Below are 19,429 nucleotides of genomic sequence, written 5' to 3'. Positions count from 1 at the left end.
AATAATATTAAGAAGCATTTAGTGTAATAGAATTCATTTTTTTCTTGTCGCCAACAATCCAGATGATGTCATCTTTTTCCAAAACGACATGCGATTCCGGATTCATCATTCGTCGGCCTTCCCGCTCGATTCCGACAACGAGTCCGTTTGTTTTTTCCCGCAATTGCGATTCGCGTATTGTCTTTCCGATAAAATCCTCATTTTTCAATTCGAAATTCTTCAAGACCGTTTCGGCATTGTCTTCGGGAACCGCGACAATACTCTGCTGCATGTAAATCTTGAATTTATCAATCTGTCTGTCGGTCCCGATGATATAAAGAACGTCGTTCGGATAAATCTGTTCGTTGCGATTCGGTACATTAATCGTAATATTCCCGCGCTTGATGGCCGCAATATTGATTCCGATTCGTTCTCGAAGCTCAAGCTGATACAATGGTTTTCCGACAATATTCGATTCGGCGCTGATTTCAAAAGTCGTCATGTGCGCATCCCAAGGAGAAAGTTCTTTCTTGCTTTTTGAAGCTTCTGTGTTTTCTCGGTCGTTTAAATTCTGCATAAAACGGTTCTCAATCTTGTCATACAACAATTGCAGTTTTTTCGGGAAAGCCAGATAGGCCACCACAAAAATAACTAGCGCGGCAAAAGCGATAAAATTAGAGAAGAAGCTGTTTAGTAGAAGTCCGATAAAAAATAGCGTGAAAAGAATCCGGATTAAATTCACGATTCGGATTGGTCCGAGAAACTTTCTTTCTTTTTTTAATTCTTCATAAGCGTTTACGGCAACCTTTCGCAAAGACAAAGCCCATAAAAAAGGAGAAATGCACAAAAGCGTTACTACTGCGATAACAACGTTGGCCCATTGCGAACCATTTACCATTGGCAACAAGACTCTCGAGGAAAGCAAGATAACAGCGATAATAACCACAGAATGTATGATAATCTGGATGATACTGGCTCGTAAGAACAATACCCAGTTGCTCGTAGCCTTGATGGTTTGCGAGCTTGAGCTGTAGCTTTCAATTGCCTTGGTCCATTTTTTCGGAAGATTTTTTTCCAGCATGTTGTACACCGGAATCGAAAGCTTGATCATAAAAGGTGTCGTAAATGTGGAAATAGCCGAAACGGCAACCACAATAGGATATAAGAAACTGCTGGTTACGCCAAGTGTCATACCCAAAGTCGCAATGATAAACGAAAACTCCCCGATCTGTGCAAGGCTCATTCCAGTCTGTACGGATTGTTTTAAAGGCTGTCCAGAAATAAGCGTCCCGATAGTAGAACTCAAGGTTTTTCCAAAAACGGTCAGCAAGGTGATTACAACTACAGGAATAGCATATTCAGCCAAAGTACTCGGATTGATAAGCATTCCTACCGACACGAAGAAAACGGCCCCAAAAAGGTCTTTTACAGGTTTTATAAGATGTTCGATACGTTCTGCCTTGGTAGTTTCGGCAATAATCGAACCCATAATAAAAGCTCCCAAAGCAGGCGAAAATCCAGCCATAGTTGCTAAGATTACCATCATCAAACATAAAGCTAGGGAAACAATCAGCAGCGTTTCATCACTCAAGAGATTCTTCGCTTTTTTTAATAATGTCGGAATGAAGAAAATACCACCGACAAACCATAATATCAAAAAGAACAAAAGTTTCAGTACCGATTCAAAAAGCTCCATTCCCGAAAACTGCTGACTGATAGCGACCGTAGAAAGCAATACCATCATCAAGATGGCGACAATGTCTTCAACAATCAAGGCGCCAAAAACAATTCCCGCAAATTTCTGGCCTTTTACACCCAATTCGTCAAAAGCCCGAAGAATAATAGTTGTAGATGAAATCGATAAGATAACGCCGAGGAAAATACTGTCCATAGACGACCAGCCCATCATTTGTCCGCACCAATAACCTAAAAATACCATGGAGACAATCTGGACGAGCGCGGTAATCGAAGCGGTTCCTCCAACCTTCATTAATTTCTTAAAGCTGAATTCCAGTCCCAAACTGAAAAGCAAGATGATGACGCCGATTTCTGCCCAGACTTCTACGTTCTGAACATCTTTTACTGAAGGGAATAACGTAAAATAAGGCCCTGCCAAAAATCCGGCAATCAAATACCCTAAAACCAAAGGCTGTTTTATTTTCTTGAAAAGCAAGATAGCAACACCAGCGGTCATCAGGATTAATCCCAAATCGCTTATCAGAGGATAAAGATGGTGTGAGGCTGCCGTTGCCGTATTTTCTAATTCATTCATGCTGTACTAATTTAATTGGACATTCTTTGAGAAGATTCTAAAAAGAATCTCAAAAACAAAACTCAATTAGTTATTACCAGAAAGCCTGAAAAGAATAAAATATGGAAAGCAGTTTCCCTTTAGGACAAAAAGAATTGTGCAAGGAATGCTCGGATGAAAAGACCAGCGATTCAAAATGCTTTTGGAATACAAATTTTGAATAAGGAATAGCGCCTAAAACCAAAGAAGAACTATAGCATTTTGATAGTCTTGCTATGCTATTATGAAAGGGATTTAAAAGGCGTTTCTTTTTATGGACTTTGTCAAAAGTATCATTGGCAACAGAAAATTCTTTTTTAGAAAGGCTTTGACGGCACTCTTTTGAGTACTGTTTTGCACTGTTTTCAAAAAAAGGCAATGATGAGTTTTTCTTATTGCTGGCATTACATTGCATTCCCAGCAGAAAGAATAAGCACAAAAAGGTAATATGTACGGCTTTTTTCATCATTTCCGCAAATTTAGGATATTGAATTTTAAATCATAACCCAAATCGATTAAAGAAATGTTAATTGTTAAGGTTTTATTTCGTAATTTGGATTCATTATTTATTGAATTGGTTACTTGTCAATAATTTTCGGACATTTCATTTTTTGATATATTTGTAAAAAACAATTTGACCATGGATACTTACAAAATTATTCTAGAAGCCCATTCAGGCATTGCCTACGTTGCACTTTTTACTGTAGGAGTTGCCGCAATCAATGCGTTGATTGGCTTATCTGCAAAAAATGAATTCAAACCAAAAGACAGAAGAATTGCCCTTTTCGGACTGATTGCTGCCCACATTCAATTTGTAATTGGACTGATATTATATTTTGTCTCGCCTAAAGGATTTTCTCTTTTTGGACAAGCAGGAATGAAAGAAATCATGGGAAATAGCGAATTGCGCCAAATGGCAGTTGAGCACCCAATCATAAATATTTTAGCTATTGTGTTTATAACGATAGGATGGAGCACGCATAAAAGAGCAGAAGGTTCTAACGCAAAATTCAAAAAGATAGCCATATTTTTTACCTTAGGATTGCTCTTGCTGTTGTCAAGAATTCCGTGGAACGTCTGGTTCTCATAAAAACATAAAGCTCAATTTTTTGAGCTTTTTTAATTTTGGGTATAGTAATTGTAAGATGAATTGGCCAAACATAAAAATATTTATCATGAAGTATAAGACTACAATTCTATTGCTGGCCTTTATTGCTTTGGTTTTTTCAAGCGGTTTTTCTTTAAGAGACAGGAACTTTCAAAAAACTCCTCCAGAAAAAACTCAGGCGTATCAAGATTCAGTAAAGAAAGTTGCAGTAGAAGATAGCTTAAAATTAGCCGAGTCAAAAAAATACAAGCTCCATAAAAAAAATGCCCATGCGTCGTATTATGCTGACAAATTCACAGGCAGAAGAACGGCAAGCGGTAAAATCTTTGACAACAAAAAATATACGGCAGCACATAGAAAGTTTCCTTTTGGTACAAAACTTCGAATCACGAATGAAGCCAACGGAAAATCGGTAATCGTTGAAGTTACCGACCGTGGTCCTTTTACAAAAGGAAAAGAAATTGATCTTACGAAAAAAGCGTTTATGGAAATCGCTTCGGCCCGATATGGCGGACATCTAAAAGTAACGATAGAAATTATTCAATAAACTAAGGAGTCATGAAAATCAGGATATTTTTAATCATAGCAGTCGTTGGAAGTATCTTGGCCAGCTGTTCTTCCAGCAAATCGGCTTCTGGGAAAGTATATAAAAAGAATGTCCACGCTTCTTATTATGCTGATAAATTCAACGGAAAGAAAACGGCGAGCGGGGAAAAATTCCACAACAATAAATACACAGCGGCTCACAAGAAGTTAGCATTCGGAACAAAGGTAAAAGTAACCAACATCGCCAATGACAAATCAGTCGTCGTAGAGATAAATGACAGAGGGCCATTTACGCCTGGGCGAGAAATCGATCTCACCAAAAAGGCTTTTATGGAAATAGCCGACAATAAAAACCACGGCTCCTTGAGAGTAACGTTAGAAATTATAAATTGACCAAAAGCCAGCAGAATACTGCTGGCTTTTTTAATGCTTAAATTTCATGAAAAAAAATTAACATAAATTTAAGTTCGTTTAGTTCGGTAATTACCGAACCTGATTTAAATTTGCATCAAAATTTTAAATCAATGACAGACATATCGAAAGAAAGAGAAGAGTTGGTGGAGATGTTTGGAGTTCATTTTGAAACCTATTTGAACTTTTCGCCCTTGTCAGGACGAATATTAGGTTGCCTTATTGTATGGAATGACGCAAAAGGATTGACGTTCGATGATTTGGTTTCAAGGCTAGGAGCAAGCAAAAGCTCAGTTTCTACAAATCTGAATCTTTTGCTGAAAATCGGAAAGATTCAGTATTATACTTTCCCTGGAGACAGAAAAAAATATTACAAACCGTCTTCTTTTAGCGACAGAATGCAAAACCACCTTAGAATGGTTTTAGATGAAAAAAAGATGGTCGAAAGAATGATAGAATATAGAAAAATGACCGCTGATACTGATGAATGCAGTGACTTAGAAAAAATTAAAATTTATCAAGAACATGTCATAGACTTCGAGAAATTCTTAAACAAGACGATTCAAAAATTAGAGAAAGTAGAGAACAAATAAAAATCAATCAACCAATTTTATAAAATGCAAATGAAGAATAAATCACTATTCAGTATTTTAATCGCAATAATTACCCTTTCCTCTTGCGGTAAAAAAGAAGAGCAGATGCCCCCACAAGGACCTATGCCTTTCCCAGTTCAAACTGTTGCAAAACAAGACGCCGTAGTCTACCAAGAGTATACTGCCAATCTTGAAGGACAGCAGAATGTAGAAATCCGTCCGAAAGTTAACGGATTCATCCAGAAAATTTATGTTGATGAAGGACAAGTTGTCAGAAAAGGACAATTGTTGTTCAAGCTAGAAACACAGACTCAAAACGAAGACGCTTCAGCAGCAAAAGCGGCCGTACAGGCAGCTCAAGTTGAGGTAGACCGATTGAAGCCTTTGGTTGACAGAAAAATCATCAGCAACGTACAATTAGAAACTGCCAAAGCAAAATTGGCGCAGGCAAAAGCATCTTATGGAGCGATTGCGGCTAACATTGGTTTTGGAACAATCACTTCGCCTGTTGATGGAGTTATCGGCGGACTTCCATTCAGAGAAGGAAGCTTGGTAAGCTCTAGCAGCGAAATGCCTTTGACTACCGTTTCGGATACACGAGTTATCCGTGCATATTTTTCTATGAACGAAAAACAACTTTTGTTTTTCAACAAAACGTTTAAAGGAGCTACAACTGCCGAAAAGCTAAAAGCTGCTCCAGAAGTTTCATTGCTTTTGGTTGACAATACAGAATACGACCAAAAAGGAAAATTGGCAACTATGAACGGATTAGTCAATCCACAAACAGGAACGACTCAGTTCAGAGCTGAATTCAAAAATCCAGAAGGAATTTTGAGAAGCGGAAGCAGCGGAATCGTTCGTTTGCCGATTAATGAGAAAAATGTAATTCTAGTACCGCAAAATGCTGTATTCGAAGTACAAGGAAAACAGACGCTTTACGTAGTTGGAAAAGACAACAAGGTAAAATCAAAAATTGTCCAAACAAGCGGTACATCTGGATTGAATTTCATCGTAACAGGAGGTCTTGAAGAAGGCGAGGTAATCGTAATCGAAGGAACTTCTAAGCTAAAAGATGATATGGAAATCGTACCTCAGCAAGGAAAACCAGAAGCTGCTGCTCCAGCCGGAAATGCTGTTGCCAAAGATTCTGCAAAAACAACTACACCACCAGCTAAAAAATAATTCTCAATGCTAAAGACATTTATAGAAAGACCAGTTCTTTCGACCGTAATATCCATCCTGATTACCATTTTGGGAATCTTGGGATTGATGTCCCTGCCGATAGAACAATATCCTGAAATCGCTCCGCCGACGGTTCAGGTAAACGCTACATACACTGGAGCCAATGCGGAAACGGTATTGAACAGTGTCGTGACACCGCTCGAAGAAGAAATCAACGGTGTAGAAGGAATGACCTATATGACTTCTTCTGCTGCCAATGACGGTTCTGCCAAAATTTCGGTGTATTTCGAGCTTGGAGTGGATCCGGATATTGCAGCCGTAAACGTTCAAAACAGAGTTTCTCGTGCCACAAGCAAATTGCCTCAGGCAGTTGTGCAGACTGGGGTTACTACCCTAAAAAGCCAGACGAGTGCCTTGATGTTCTTTGCACTTTATTCAAAAAACAAAGACTTTGACGAGACCTATATCCAGAACTACGCTAAAATCAATTTGGTTCCAAAATTACAACGTGTAAAAGGAGTCGGACAGGTAAACGTATTCGGAGCGAAAGACTACTCGATGAGAGTCTGGATCGATCCAGAAAAAATGGCTACGTATGGCGTATTGCCAAAAGACATCCAAGCCGCACTGCAAGAACAAAATGTGGAAGCCGCGCCAGGTAAATTTGGTGAAAATGCCGAAGGAGTGTATGAATACGTAATCAAATATAAAGGAAGGCTTTCCGAAATTGAAGATTATGAAAATATTGTAATCAAATCTACAGGAAATGGTAACTTCCTTCATCTGAAAGACGTTGCTACCGTAGAACTAGGAGGTTTCAACTACGGTACGAAAAACATTGCGATGGGCCAAGAAGGTGTAGCCGTTGGGGTATTCCAGACTTCAGGTTCTAATGCGCAAGATATCATCACCGAAGTAATGTCGATTTTGGAAGAAACAAAACCTGACTTCCCAAAAGGAGTAGATTACGTAATTCCATACAACACTAAAACCTTCCTTGATGCGTCGATCAGTAAAGTAATCTCTACTTTGGTAGAAGCGTTCATCTTGGTATTTATCGTGGTATTCCTCTTCCTGCAAGATTTCCGTTCTACGTTGATTCCTGCTATTGCTGTACCAGTAGCAATCATCGGAACGTTCTTCTTCCTTCAGCTCTTCGGATTCTCGATTAACATGCTTACGTTGTTCGCGATGATCCTTGCGATCGGTATTGTCGTCGATGATGCCATTGTCGTCGTCGAGGCGGTGCACGCCAAACTCGACGAAGGAGCCAAATCTGGAAAAGAAGCTACGCTTTCTGCGATGAGCGAAATCTCCGGAGCGATCGTTTCGATTACATTGGTAATGTCGGCGGTATTTATTCCGGTATCGTTCCTAAGCGGACCGTCGGGAGTATTCTACCAGCAGTTTGCGATTACGCTGGCGATATCGATTTTGATTTCGGCAGTAAACGCCTTGACATTGAGCCCGGCATTATGTGCCCTGTTCTTGAAACCGCATAAAGATTCAGATCATCATAAAAAGAACCTGAAAGACCGATTTTTCTTAGCTTTCAATACAGGGTTCAACAAGATGAACGACAAATATACAGGCTCGTTAAGATTCTTGGTACGAAAAAAATGGGTAACTGGAGTAGCATTATTGGTTTTTGTAGGGATTACTTATTTCTTGTTCCAGACGACTCCTGCAGGATTTATTCCTAATGAAGACAGGGGAATCATCATGGCCGATTTAACACTGCCTCCAGGAACAACATTAGAAAAAACACAAAAAGCAGTAAACGAATTAGATTCTATCTTGGCCTCTATGGATATCGTAGAAGCAAGGATGAGCGTTGTCGGATTCAGCTTGCTGAACAACGTAAACGGAGGTTCGTATGCCTTTACCGTAATCAAATTGAAAGATTGGGCTTATCGTAAAGAAGCCAACCAGCAAGTAGATGCTGTAGTTGGAGAGCTTTTCGGAAGAACTGCCCATTTCAAAGACGCTAGAGCTTTGTTCTTTACACCTCCGAGTGTTCAAGGATTTGGTACAGCAGACGGTTTCGAATTCAAGATTCAAGATAAAGGCGATGATGATTGGGCAACCGTCAGCAAAGTCAGCAACGAATTCTTGGGCGAATTGATGAAAAGGCCGGAAATCCAATATGCGATGACCAATTTCAACCCAAGCTTCCCGCAATACCAAATGGATATCAATGTGGAAAGAGCTAAAGATGCTGGAGTATCCATTTCAGACATCTTCAATACGATGCAAGGGTATTATGGAGGATTGTATACGACTGATTTCAATAAATTCGGTAAACAGTACCGTGTAATGATTCAAGCGAAACCATCAGACAGAGCGACAGAAGAATCGATTAATAATATCTACGTAAGAAATGCCAACAACCAGCAAGTTGCCATCAGCCAGTTCATCGATTTCAAAAGAATTTATGGACCGGAAGCTGTAGCGAGATTCAACATGTTGAAGGCAGTTAACGTAAACGGAAAAGCGAAGCCGGGCTACAGTTCTGGAGATGCTATCAAGGCAATTCAAGAAGTAGCGGCGCAACATTTGCCAAAAAGCTATACGTATGAATTTTCGGGTATGACCCGTGAGGAAATTTTGGCTGGGACACAAGCAGCAGGCGTATTCCTTTTAAGCTTGATATTTGTTTACTTCCTGTTGAGTGCGCAGTATGAAAGCTACTTAGTTCCATTGTCTGTATTGCTGTCTTTGCCTGTAGGTATTGCCGGAGCAATCGGATTTGTGAAGCTGGCCGGATTAGAAAATAACATCTATTTCCAAGTAGCGCTAATCATGCTTATCGGACTACTCGCGAAGAATGCCATCCTGATCGTGGAATTTGCCATCCAACGGCGACGCCACGGAATGGACTTGATGCAGTCTGCGATTGAAGGAGCAAAAGCACGTCTCCGACCAATCTTGATGACTTCCTTGGCTTTTATCTTCGGTCTGTTGCCATTGGCATTAGCTTCTGGAGTTGGAGCTGTAGGTAACCGATCTATTGGTATGGGTGCTGTTGGTGGTATGTTAATCGGAACCATATTCGGAGTATTCGTAATTCCGGTATTGTTCGTGATATTCCAGTCACTGCAGGAAAGAATTTCCGGCAAGCCATTTCAAGAAAAAGAGTCTGACGTTATACTTTTAAACGAAGAATATGAAGAATAAGATATATAAAATAAGCCTACTTGTCCTAGCGGCAGTTGTGATGCAGTCTTGCTTCGTCGCGAAAAAATACGACAGGCCGGAGATGAAAACAGAGGACCTTTACAGGACAGAAGTCGTTTCTACAGATTCTACTTCGCTTGCCAATGTTTCATGGGACAAAGTATTTACAGATCCTATCCTGCAAGGCCATATCAAAAAAGGATTGCAGAATAACTTGGACATCCGAATTGCCATGCAGAATATTGTAGCGGCAGAAGCAACGATGAAACAAGGAAAAGCAGGCTATTTCCCGACACTTTCAGGAAATGCTGATTGGACACACCAGCAGCTTTCCAAAAACAGCCAATTGGGTTCCTTTTTGCAAGACAGAAGTACCGACCAATATCAGTTGACAGGAACGCTTTCTTGGGAAGCCGATATCTGGGGGAAAATCAGAAGTAACAAGCGTGCAGCGAATGCAGCGTATCTTCAGACAATAGCCGCCAACCAAGCTGTAAAGACACAGCTGATAGCTAATATCGCATCTACTTATTACCAGTTGCTTTCTATGGATGCCCAAATCAAAGTAGCAGAACAGACATTGATCAACAGAAACGAAAGCATCGAGACTATTCTTGCCCTTAAAGATGCAGGAAATGTAAACGAGGTCGGAGTAAAGCAGACAGAAGCACAGAAATATGCTACCGAAATAATCATAGCCGATTTAAAAAACAATGTAATTATTTTGGAGAATGCCTTGAGTATTCTTTTAGGAGAATCGCCTAGAAAAATAGAAAGAAGCACGTTAGAAGACCAAGCGATGCAGCCTGAAATTACATTGGGTGTTCCAGCAACATTGCTTCGTAATCGACCAGACGTTATTGCGGCAGAATACAACCTAATTTCTACTTTTGAGCAGACTAATGTAGCCAGAAGCAACTTCTATCCTACATTCAAAGTAACGGCAACCGGCGGTTTTCAAAGTATTGATTTGCAGCAATGGTTCAGTGCCAACTCCTTTTTTGCGAATGTAGTTACAGGATTGACACAGCCGATTTTTAACCAAAGACAAATCAAGACTCGTTTTGAAGTGGCAAAGGCCAATCAAGAAAAAGCCTATCTGCAATTTGAGCAATCATTGCTTACGGCAGGAAGAGAAGTTTCTGATGCTTTGGCGCAATACAATAACGAAACGGCAAAAATTACGATTCGTGAAAAGCAAGTCGATGCCCTTAAAAAAGCAGCCGACTATTCTGATGAATTATTGACTTACGGTCTGGTAAATTATCTAGAAGTATTGACGGCTAAAGACAATGCCTTGAATACCGAATTGAATTTAATTGACAATAAATACAAACAATACAATGCCATTATCCAATTATACAGGGCCCTTGGAGGCGGATGGCAATAATATAGTTCCGCTTGCGGAATTATGATTGATTTTGTTTTTGTTCAAAACCACCGGATATTTCGATATTCGGTGGTTTTTTGTTTTTAGTGGCATTGATTTTGGTACGCCTCAAGAAACAATCTTAAAAACAATACATTATGAAGACAGATTTTTATACAAAACTGGTTTTAACGATCATTGCGCTATGCTTGACAATTCTGACATTGCAAAACATTGAGATCATTCCTAAAGCCTATGCAGCAGGACCAAACAATACGATGATTCCATCTAAAAATTACGCACAAGTTCCCCTCAATGCAGATGGCTCGATTGATGTGAATATCAGAAGCATCAATACTTCTGATGAATTAGATGTAAATATTGATGAGGTAGGAGGTTCGTCGGTATACCGTTCTATCCCTGTCAAAAACGAATAAGGCTACATAAATTACTGAGCCTGCATTTCTTAATGTAGTTTAAGTTTTCGTACGAGAATATTTTTGAAATTTGCTAAAAATAAATCGCTATGAAAATGAAAACTTTCTCTCAGGTTTTTTTAAGAACGGCCCTTTCGGTATCGTTCCTGTCAGCAGTAGCAGACCGTTTTGGACTATGGGGTGCGCCCGGCAGCAAATCAGTCAGCTGGGGAAATTGGAGCAATTTTCTTGAATATTCAAATTCGGTCAATTCCTTTGCTTCCCCAGAAGTTGGAACACTGCTGGCGTATGTCGCAACAGCCTTAGAAATATTGCTGCCTTTATTATTAATTATCGGTTACAAGCTAAAATGGGCTTCACTATTTTCGGGTATCCTGCTTGTCAGCTTTGCCATAGCAATGACGTTGAGCTTCGGATTAAAACCGCCGTTAGACTATTCCGTATTTACGGGAGCCGCTGCAGCCTTTCTTTTGAGTACGATCGGCAGCTATAACTATAGCCTAGATAACTATATTTTGGCAAAAAATAAGCAAGTATAGCTTGCTTTAGAAAACCTTGAAATCGCTATATTTGTGAGTGTGCGCCTGTTTCAGATAGCCACATCCTAGATTGATTATGAATTTTCAAGACGATACAAAATTAGACAATCCCGTTTGGCATTCTTTATCCGAAAGTCATCGGGATTTTGCAATGAATTACAAAAACATAAAATTTTACCATCCAGATTATTGTCCGTTTGGAGGTTTTCAAATCCAAGAAGACAACTCAGGCAATATCGATGCTTATTCCTTATTAGCCGATAGTTTTTTTATAGTAGGAGATAAGCCTGTGCTTTCTGACCAGTTGGTATTGAAGAACGAATTAATATGCGCCCAAATGATTGTTGATAGCAAAATTGCTGTTGAGCCGAAAGACACTATCATTCAATTGACAGAAGAACACATAGATGCCTTATATGATTTGGTCAATTTGGTTCAGCCGGGCTATTTCAAAAAGAAAACAGCCTTACTAGGGAACTATTTTGGGATTTTCGAAAACGACCAGCTAGTTGCCGTAACAGGAGAGCGCATGAAGATGAAAGATTTCGTCGAGATCAGCGCTGTAATTACGCATCCAGAACATACGGGAAAAGGCTATGCCAAGCAATTGGTCGCTCATGCCGCAAACGCCATCTTTGCTCAAAATAAGACGCCTTACCTGCATGTAGTCGAAAATAACGAAGGCGCCATAAAGCTTTATGAAAAACTCGGATTTAGAACAAGACGCAAGATTAGTTTTTGGCATATAGTAAAGCACAAAGAAAGCAAGATTTAAATACCAATGACAATGATTTCGATACATGATTTTATAGACAATTTTACGCAAAACTTCCCAAACCATACAGAAATGCTTCCGTGGGAAATAACCAACAACCTCAAAGAAATTCTATATAAGATTATTTCTGGATTGGGGGACGACTATAAAATACAAGACGGAATTGCCATCCATAAGACAGCCGTAATCGAAAGCGGAGCCATTTTAAAACAGCCGACCATAGTTGGAGAAAATTGTTTTGTTGGAGCCAATGCCTATTTCAGAGAAGGCGCCTATCTTGATAAATCGGTTAAGATTGGTCCGGGATGTGAAATCAAAAACAGTATTATCTGTTCTGGAACTGCTATTGCGCATTTCAATTATGTCGGAAATAGCATTGTAGGTAGGAATGTCAATTTTGAAGCCGGTTCTATTGCGGCCAATCACTATAACGAAAGGGAGGTCAAAAATATTTCTGTGCTCTATAAAGAACATGTCATCGACACAAAATCAGATAAGTTCGGCTCATTAATTGGTGACGATTCTCGGATTGGAGCCAATGCGGTACTGTCACCCGGAACGATATTAGAGAAGAAATCAATTGTGAAAAGACTAGAATTGATCGAACAATACAAGCCAGAATAATATCAGTCGCAAAATGTATAGGCAGCCGATTTGTCGTTTTTCTTTCCCGTAGCAATGATTTCATGATTTTGAAATTTCTTCCCTTTTGAGACATCATTTAAGAAATTCAAGATATGATGCTGTTCCTTTTCAAACAAGTAGCCGCTGTATTCATGGCCGCCGCCGCAAAAAGTATAAAGCGATACCGAACCATCCATCTCTAACAAACGGTTATAAATCGAATAAGACCCAAAAAGCATCAGCCAGCCCGAAGCATTTGTCTTGCAATAATGATGTGGCGCTGTTCCATAAGGTACGGTCGAATCGCCATTTCCGTGAAAAAAGAACATCGGGATTGTATTTTTCTGCGTAATAAGATTCAGGTCCATGATAGCGCCTGCTCCCGAAACAAGGCCCGCATATCTAAAATTCTCCGGCAACGAATTGTTGTAAAGATTCATTGTCTTGAAATCCCAAAAAGCGGCATGAAGCACGGTTTCGGCTCCAGCGCTAGAACCAGCAATAAAAATCTTTGAAGTATCAATAGTATATTTGGCGCTGTTTTTTATAAAAAACGAAGTGGCCAGCCACAAATCGTTCACCGCATATTGAAAAGCTTTTATTTTTTCTGAAAGAATACCGTCACAGCTGAATTTCTTGCCTTTCGCATATAAAGTGTACGTTATAGTTGCGCTTGCGTAACCATTTTTAGCCAAATAGCGACAGAGGTCATAACCCGACTGCCTTTCGCCTCCCGAAAATCCGCCGCCATGCACATACAAAAGCAAAGGAAGCTTTTCACTGGAAGCTTTTTCGGGAAGAAACAAATCCAAGTCGAGCTTTAACGTATCATTCTGGAAATACGTCAGCGTTGTCATTTTTTGGGCAACCATAGCGTAAGCTGCCAACAGCAATAAAAATGCGATAAAGTATTTTTTCATTCTATAAATAATGCAATTATAATCTGGAGTTATTTTTTCCAAGTCGTATACGGATGATTGCTTAAAAAAGCATTGTAATAGCGTTCATCGTTGGTAACTTCTTGACCTAGCCATTCGGGTTTCTCAAAAGCTTCGTCTTCCGATTGGAGCTCGATTTCAGCAACGACCAATCCTTCATTGTCGCCAAAAAATTCATCTACCTCAAAAATATGATTTCCTGCTTTTACTTCATAACGTATTTTATCGATAACGCCATTTTCACAAAGCTTGATGAGGCTTTTGGCTTCTGTTAGCGGAATTTCAGTTTCCCATTCAAGACGCGAAACCCCACTTTCATTGCCTTTTCCTTTTATGGTCAGAAAGCCGCTTTCTCCTTTGATTCGGATGCGTACGGTTCTTTCAGGATGGCTGTTGAGGTAGCCTTGTGCAATCTGGTTTTTGGCGAAAGCAACAGCCTTGAAATCATCAGATTTGACAAGGAATTTTCTTTCTATTTCGAGCATAAGATGTGTTTTTATAGACGAAGTTACTGATAAATGCCCTTCTATTCGTATTTTTACAATATAAGCTTAAGTTAAAACTCCATGAAAAACAGAAAATCCAAGCCGAAAATTTCCATCACCTCTTTTTTGACGCACTATTTTGACGAAAGCCAGTTATGGACGCAGGCGAATGATGAAATCGAACTATTAGTGCAGTTAGTCAGTATCATACGGCCGAAAAAACCAAAGACAGTGAAAACTGTCGACATACAAGAATTGTTAGATTTTCTTCATAAAAACGACTTCATTAGACTGCAGTTTTCGTACTATCTGAAAAAACTGCTTCACAATAAAAAATTCAACAAATTTCTTTCTGACGCAGGAATCCTGCGCGATGTCGATTTTATTTTTGAAGTTAGAAAGAGAATCTTTTCTAAATTATTACCCTACCAGCCAAACAAAAATTCCTTAGAATATGTACTCAATCAGGTATTTTATATGAATACCGATACGATCTGGGTAAATAAAATTTCTATTTCGCAGATTGAAAAACTTCATGATTTGTTGCTGTTCAAGCCGATTTATGATACGATTGAAGAAGATTCGGTACTGTCAGAAATGTTGCTTTCTATGAACATTATCACGCAGCGTATCAGTGGACGTGCGATGGAAACCGATGTCATAAAAATGGTTCCCGAATACGATAGTTTGGAAAGTCCTTTTGCTGCTTTTGAAAAAGAACTCCATCAGATTGATGACATTCTTCGAGATCCAAAAAACAAACATTTTATTACGTCTTCCGATCTTTATTACAAACAATTGCTGATACTGCACAAGCAATGCGATGATTTTGTCGAAAAAGCCTTTGCTAATTCTTCAAAATATGGAATTTCATTACGAGTTAACCAAAACCTGCTTCGCATTCGCCAACAGCTCCACCGATTGAAAGTATTGATTCCGCTTTTGGTTGTCGATCGGGAAGAAAACAAAACGAATAACGGAATCCAACTAGCGCTCAAGCTCATAAAATACAATTGCTATAAGAATGATATCCGAGGACTCGTAAGCGAAAGCACGCAGCTTTTGTCGTATGAAGTGACACAGCATACCGCAAAAACAGGAGAAAAATACATTACAGAAACCAGGCAGGAATATTTCAAGATGTTTCGCGCGGCTTTAGGAGGAGGGCTTATTGTCGGAATTCTTTGCATTATAAAAGTACTGCTCGGAAAAGTTGAGACGAGCGATTTCGGTCATGCTTTTTTATACAGCATGAATTATTCGCTCGGATTTATCGCGATTTACCTATGCGGTTTTACTTTGGCAACAAAACAGCCAGCAATGACAGCTTCGGCTTTGATTCGCGCTTTAGAACAGGGTATGAAAAAACAAGGCAATCCATCCGAAAAACACCAGGCGTTTGCTGTGCTTTTTGCCCGAGTTTTTAGGTCACAGTTTATTGCTTTTGTAGGAAACGTAATCATGGCTTTTCCAATTTCCTTGTTGGGAATCTGGCTCATTGATTATGCCTTCGGATACAATATCGCTGCTTCTAAATGGACAAAATTGCTTACAGATTTGAGTCCGGTTCATTCCATGGCCATTTTCCATGCGGCAATTGCAGGAATTTTTCTTTTCCTTTCCGGAATTATCTCTGGAAGCATAGCCAACAGAGACAAACATCACCAAGTGTATTATAGGATACAAGAGCATCCAGTCTTGAAGATGACTTTCGGCAGGAACAAGACCAAAAAACTAGCAGATCTTTATGAGAAAAAATGGGCAGGTGTCATCTCCAATCTTTGGTTTGGGGTTTTCATGGGCTCTACAGCCTCAATAGGCTTGTTTTTTGGACTAAATCTAGATGTTAGGCATATTACCTTCGCCAGCGGCAATTTGGCCTTAGGGCTGTACGGAGCAGATTTTATGGTAACTTTGTCGTTAATAGCATGGGGAATTATCGGAATTGGCGTTATTGGCCTAGTCAATTTCTTGGTAAGTTTTGCCCTATCGCTGGGATTGGCCTTCCGTTCTAGGGATATTCCACTGTTAGAAATACGATTTATTATCTCGTCCATCTGGAAACATTTCAAGAGCAAGCCGATGAGTTTCTTCTTTCCTTCAGAAAGGAGATCGAAATCACCAACAGAAGAAGTATATCTGGCTTCAGAGACTAAGAAATAAGAAGGAAAGGCAATTAAATAAGCTTTAAATTAGCGGATGTAGATCAAGAACTACTTTTTTCTTGTAGGTTATGCAGGAACAGGAACAAATTCAGAACCGGAAAATCATACATGTAGATATGGATGCATTCTATGCTTCTGTGGAACAAATGGACAATCCTGAATTAAGAGGAAAGCCGATTGCTGTTGGCGGAGGCGGAACCCGAGGCGTCGTGGCAGCGGCAAGCTATGAAGCACGGAAATTTGGCGTTCGTAGTGCCATTAGTGGCTATCTTGCGAAGAAAAACTGTCCCGACCTGATTTTTGTACGGCCACGCTTTGAACGCTATAAGGAGATTTCAGATAAGATCCGTCAGATTTTTTATGAGTATACCGATTTGGTCGAGCCGCTTTCGCTTGACGAAGCCTATCTCGACGTCACGGTAAACAAAAAAGGCAATCCAAGCGCTACGCTGATTGCGCAGGAAATCCGAAAAAGAATCTTTGAAGAAATCGGGCTAACGGCATCTGCAGGTATTTCCATAAACAAATTTATTGCAAAAGTAGCCTCCGATTTCAACAAGCCCAACGGACAAAAGACAGTCAATCCAGATGAAGTCCTTTCTTTTCTGGAAGAACTCCCGATTCGTAAATTCTACGGTGTAGGAAAGGTCACCACAGAAAAAATGTACCAGCTGGGCATCTTTACTGGCAAAGACCTAAAAGAAAAATCAGAAGAATTTTTGGCCAAGCACTTCGGGAAATCGGGAACTTTTTATTATGCGGTTGTCCGCGGCATTCACAATAGTGCCGTAAAATCAGAAAGAATAGCCAAGTCTGTAGGAGCAGAGCATACCTTTAATGAAAACCTGACTTCTGAAATATTTATGGTCGAACGGCTGGAGTCTATTGCGGCAACTTTAGAGCGCAGGGTAAAGAAATATGATATTGCAGGAAAAACAGTCACCCTAAAGATAAAATACAGCGATTTCTCGCTCCAAACCAGAAGCAAGACGATGCCTTATTTTATTTCGGACAAAAGCCTTATCCTAGATGTGGCCAAAGAACTGCTGTATCAGGAAAAGATGAAAGACTCTGTCCGATTGCTTGGGATTTCGCTAGGGAACCTCAATACAGAAGTAAAAAAGACGGTAGTCGTCCAGCTGAAATTTGATTTCTGATACCTTCAACAATAGTTAAACTTTAGGCAGATTTGAAAAACTCTATTCTATAAATTTATCTTTGCTTAAATTATTTAAAGTGTCAAACCTCACAGAATATGAAAATGCAATAGAAAAGCATTCCAGCACGCTGGACAGTATGCCCGTGCCTTTATATTCGTGGGATTTTTTTGGCGAATACCTTGACAATCTCAAGCTTGCTCTTTCTGACTTATCCAAACTGAAAGAACTTTCGAAAGCAAATCGTTGGAAATTCAACTGGAATTTTGAAGAAGAACTGCAGCAAGATCATGTAATCGTTGTGACGGACAATAGCTTAAAAATTGTTTTTACCTCAGAAAATACCCTCAAGATGACAGGCTATACTTCGGAAGAAATTGTTGGGAAAACGCCCAAAATGTTCCAAGGAAGCAAGACGTCTAAAAAAGACTTAAAGCAGATTCGGGAGGCGATTGATTTCCAAAAGCCTTTTGAAAAGACGATTATCAATTATAAAAAAAACGGAGAAACTTACTCCTGCCATATCAAAGCATTCCCGATTTTTAACAGCAAAAAGCAGGTCGTAAATTTCATTGCTTTTGAAAAAGCGGCTTAATAGCAGCTTATACTTTCACTTCTATAATTATTTCAGTCATTATCCCCCTAAAAAAGGGGAAATTTCCCCTTGTGGCATTTGGGTCGTTCGAATAGCTTTGCAACTCATTGAATTATATAATGGGGGTAAGTGGGCTTTAAACTTTAAGTGGGCAGATTAGTGGCTGCCTGCAAAAGTAAGCACGAAAAAAGGGTTGACGAAAGTCAACCCTTTTTAGTTATAGAAAGTTTTTAGGCTAGTTTCTACTAGAAAGCTTAGAAAGCAGTCTCAAGAATTCAATATACAGCCAAACTAAGGTAATCATCAATCCCATGGCGCCAAACCACTCCATATATTTTGGCTGGCGATTTCTTACGCCTTTTTCGATCAAATCGAAATCAAGGAATAAGTTCAGGGCAGCAATAATAATCACTACAACACTGATTGCGATACTCATCAAAGAATTTCCATGATGTACAGGCACGAAGCTCGTAAACATAGAAAGCAACCATGAAATTAGGTAATACGTAGCCACAGCCAATGTTGCGGCTATAACTACAGATTTAAATTGCTCGTTTACTTTTACTATTTGATATTTATACAATCCAAAGCAGATTAGGAAGGTTACAAACGTAGCGCCCACAGCTTGGATTACAATTCCTGGATACATAGCTTCAAAAACGGCAGAGATCCCTCCAACGAACAATCCTTCAAACAAAGCATAAGCAGGAGCCAGATAAGAAGAATATTGCGGTCTGAATGAAGAAACCAATACCAAAACAAGCCCGATGACAGCTCCGGCGATTGCCAAAGGAAGCGGATTCGTGCCGTTAAAGGCAAGCCACCAAGTAAGAGAAGCGGTTGCGGTGAGCAGCAAAAGCATAAAAAAGCTTTTGTTGATGGTTCCAGAAATGGTCATTTCTTGACCATAATCAATCAAGGTTGTGTTTTCGTCTTGGTTATAGGAATGAACAGCAGGCTTGCTGAAATTCTTGTTGCCTAAAAATGGATTATTTGATTTGAAATTCATAATCGTTTGTTTTAATTCAGCCAAATATAATTTTTTCTTTTCTATTTTCC

General features: G+C 39.6%; 19 protein-coding genes. 14 read left to right on the top strand and 5 right to left on the bottom strand.

Features of this window, described 5'->3' with window-relative positions; translation table 11 throughout:
- Window positions 1-7 precede the first annotated feature (7 nt).
- Entirely contained in the window at window positions 8-2,251 is a 2,244-nt protein-coding gene (locus tag GGR22_RS06630; RefSeq protein ID WP_121375566.1) for a cation:proton antiporter, read from the bottom strand.
- Between the two features lie 73 nt (window positions 2,252-2,324).
- Complete coding sequence (locus GGR22_RS06625; RefSeq protein WP_182493015.1) at window positions 2,325-2,738, bottom strand: hypothetical protein; 414 nt, start codon at window positions 2,736-2,738, stop codon at window positions 2,325-2,327.
- 171 nt (window positions 2,739-2,909) lie between these two features.
- Between GGR22_RS06625 and GGR22_RS06620 the strand changes: the two genes are divergently transcribed.
- The 11 genes from GGR22_RS06620 (at window position 2,910) to GGR22_RS06570 (ending at window position 13,030) form a co-directional block, all read left to right on the top strand.
- Window positions 2,910-3,359 (top strand): hypothetical protein, encoded by a 450-nt coding sequence (locus tag GGR22_RS06620; RefSeq protein ID WP_121375564.1) that lies wholly within the window; start codon window positions 2,910-2,912, stop codon window positions 3,357-3,359.
- Window positions 3,360-3,444: 85 nt separating this feature from the next.
- Window positions 3,445-3,924 carry a septal ring lytic transglycosylase RlpA family protein gene (locus GGR22_RS06615; RefSeq protein ID WP_121376245.1) on the top strand — a complete coding sequence of 160 codons (480 nt, stop codon included), beginning with the start codon at window positions 3,445-3,447 and terminating at the stop codon, window positions 3,922-3,924.
- A gap of 11 nt (window positions 3,925-3,935) precedes the next feature.
- A complete protein-coding gene (locus tag GGR22_RS06610; protein WP_182493014.1) occupies window positions 3,936-4,316 on the top strand; it encodes a septal ring lytic transglycosylase RlpA family protein in 381 nt (126 codons plus the stop codon).
- 131 nt (window positions 4,317-4,447) lie between these two features.
- The gene (locus GGR22_RS06605) at window positions 4,448-4,927 is read left to right on the top strand and encodes a GbsR/MarR family transcriptional regulator (RefSeq protein WP_121375562.1); all 480 of its coding nucleotides are present in this window, start codon (window positions 4,448-4,450) and stop codon (window positions 4,925-4,927) included.
- 30 nt (window positions 4,928-4,957) lie between these two features.
- Window positions 4,958-6,109, top strand: coding sequence for an efflux RND transporter periplasmic adaptor subunit (locus tag GGR22_RS06600; RefSeq protein ID WP_182493013.1), 1,152 nt, complete (start codon window positions 4,958-4,960; stop codon window positions 6,107-6,109).
- A 6-nt stretch (window positions 6,110-6,115) separates the two neighbouring features.
- On the top strand, window positions 6,116-9,286 hold the full coding sequence (locus GGR22_RS06595) for an efflux RND transporter permease subunit (RefSeq protein WP_182493012.1): 3,171 nt from the start codon (window positions 6,116-6,118) through the stop codon (window positions 9,284-9,286).
- Entirely contained in the window at window positions 9,276-10,676 is a 1,401-nt protein-coding gene (locus tag GGR22_RS06590; RefSeq protein ID WP_121375560.1) for an efflux transporter outer membrane subunit, read from the top strand. The genes GGR22_RS06595 and GGR22_RS06590 overlap by 11 nt, the downstream gene beginning before the upstream one ends.
- A 137-nt stretch (window positions 10,677-10,813) precedes the next feature.
- Window positions 10,814-11,092: a hypothetical protein gene (locus tag GGR22_RS06585; protein WP_182493011.1), complete on the top strand. Its 279-nt coding sequence runs from the start codon at window positions 10,814-10,816 to the stop codon at window positions 11,090-11,092.
- A gap of 89 nt (window positions 11,093-11,181) precedes the next feature.
- Window positions 11,182-11,631 (top strand): DoxX family membrane protein, encoded by a 450-nt coding sequence (locus tag GGR22_RS06580; RefSeq protein ID WP_182493010.1) that lies wholly within the window; start codon window positions 11,182-11,184, stop codon window positions 11,629-11,631.
- 76 nt (window positions 11,632-11,707) lie between these two features.
- Window positions 11,708-12,406, top strand: coding sequence for a GNAT family N-acetyltransferase (locus GGR22_RS06575; protein ID WP_182493009.1), 699 nt, complete (start codon window positions 11,708-11,710; stop codon window positions 12,404-12,406).
- Window positions 12,407-12,418: 12 nt separating this feature from the next.
- Complete coding sequence (locus GGR22_RS06570; RefSeq protein ID WP_182493008.1) at window positions 12,419-13,030, top strand: DapH/DapD/GlmU-related protein; 612 nt, start codon at window positions 12,419-12,421, stop codon at window positions 13,028-13,030.
- 2 nt (window positions 13,031-13,032) lie between these two features.
- Here the strand turns inward: GGR22_RS06570 and GGR22_RS06565 are convergent, their stop codons facing one another.
- Together GGR22_RS06565 and GGR22_RS06560 are read right to left on the bottom strand one after the other, a co-directional pair.
- Entirely contained in the window at window positions 13,033-13,950 is a 918-nt protein-coding gene (locus GGR22_RS06565; RefSeq protein ID WP_182493007.1) for an alpha/beta hydrolase, read from the bottom strand.
- Window positions 13,951-13,979: 29 nt separating this feature from the next.
- Entirely contained in the window at window positions 13,980-14,453 is a 474-nt protein-coding gene (locus GGR22_RS06560; RefSeq protein WP_182493006.1) for a CYTH domain-containing protein, read from the bottom strand.
- An 81-nt stretch (window positions 14,454-14,534) separates the two neighbouring features.
- On the opposite strand from GGR22_RS06560, the gene GGR22_RS06555 reads away from it, so the two are divergent.
- The 3 genes from GGR22_RS06555 (at window position 14,535) to GGR22_RS06545 (ending at window position 18,370) form a co-directional block, all read left to right on the top strand.
- Window positions 14,535-16,616 (top strand): recombinase, encoded by a 2,082-nt coding sequence (locus tag GGR22_RS06555; protein WP_182493005.1) that lies wholly within the window; start codon window positions 14,535-14,537, stop codon window positions 16,614-16,616.
- Between the two features lie 70 nt (window positions 16,617-16,686).
- Window positions 16,687-17,775, top strand: coding sequence for a DNA polymerase IV (gene dinB, locus GGR22_RS06550; protein ID WP_182493004.1), 1,089 nt, complete (start codon window positions 16,687-16,689; stop codon window positions 17,773-17,775).
- A gap of 79 nt (window positions 17,776-17,854) precedes the next feature.
- Window positions 17,855-18,370 carry a PAS domain-containing protein gene (locus GGR22_RS06545; RefSeq protein ID WP_317169775.1) on the top strand — a complete coding sequence of 172 codons (516 nt, stop codon included), beginning with the start codon at window positions 17,855-17,857 and terminating at the stop codon, window positions 18,368-18,370.
- Window positions 18,371-18,605: 235 nt separating this feature from the next.
- Here GGR22_RS06545 and GGR22_RS06540 read toward each other — a convergent pair whose 3' ends face one another.
- Entirely contained in the window at window positions 18,606-19,379 is a 774-nt protein-coding gene (locus GGR22_RS06540) for a Bax inhibitor-1/YccA family protein (RefSeq protein WP_182493003.1), read from the bottom strand.
- Window positions 19,380-19,429: the final 50 nt, after the last annotated feature.

It is taken from the genome of Flavobacterium gossypii (assembly GCF_014138495.1).
Classification (GTDB): domain Bacteria; phylum Bacteroidota; class Bacteroidia; order Flavobacteriales; family Flavobacteriaceae; genus Flavobacterium; species Flavobacterium endophyticum.
The sequence above is the reverse complement of the archived record's forward strand: the minus strand, read 5'-3'. Positions and strand labels throughout refer to the sequence as shown.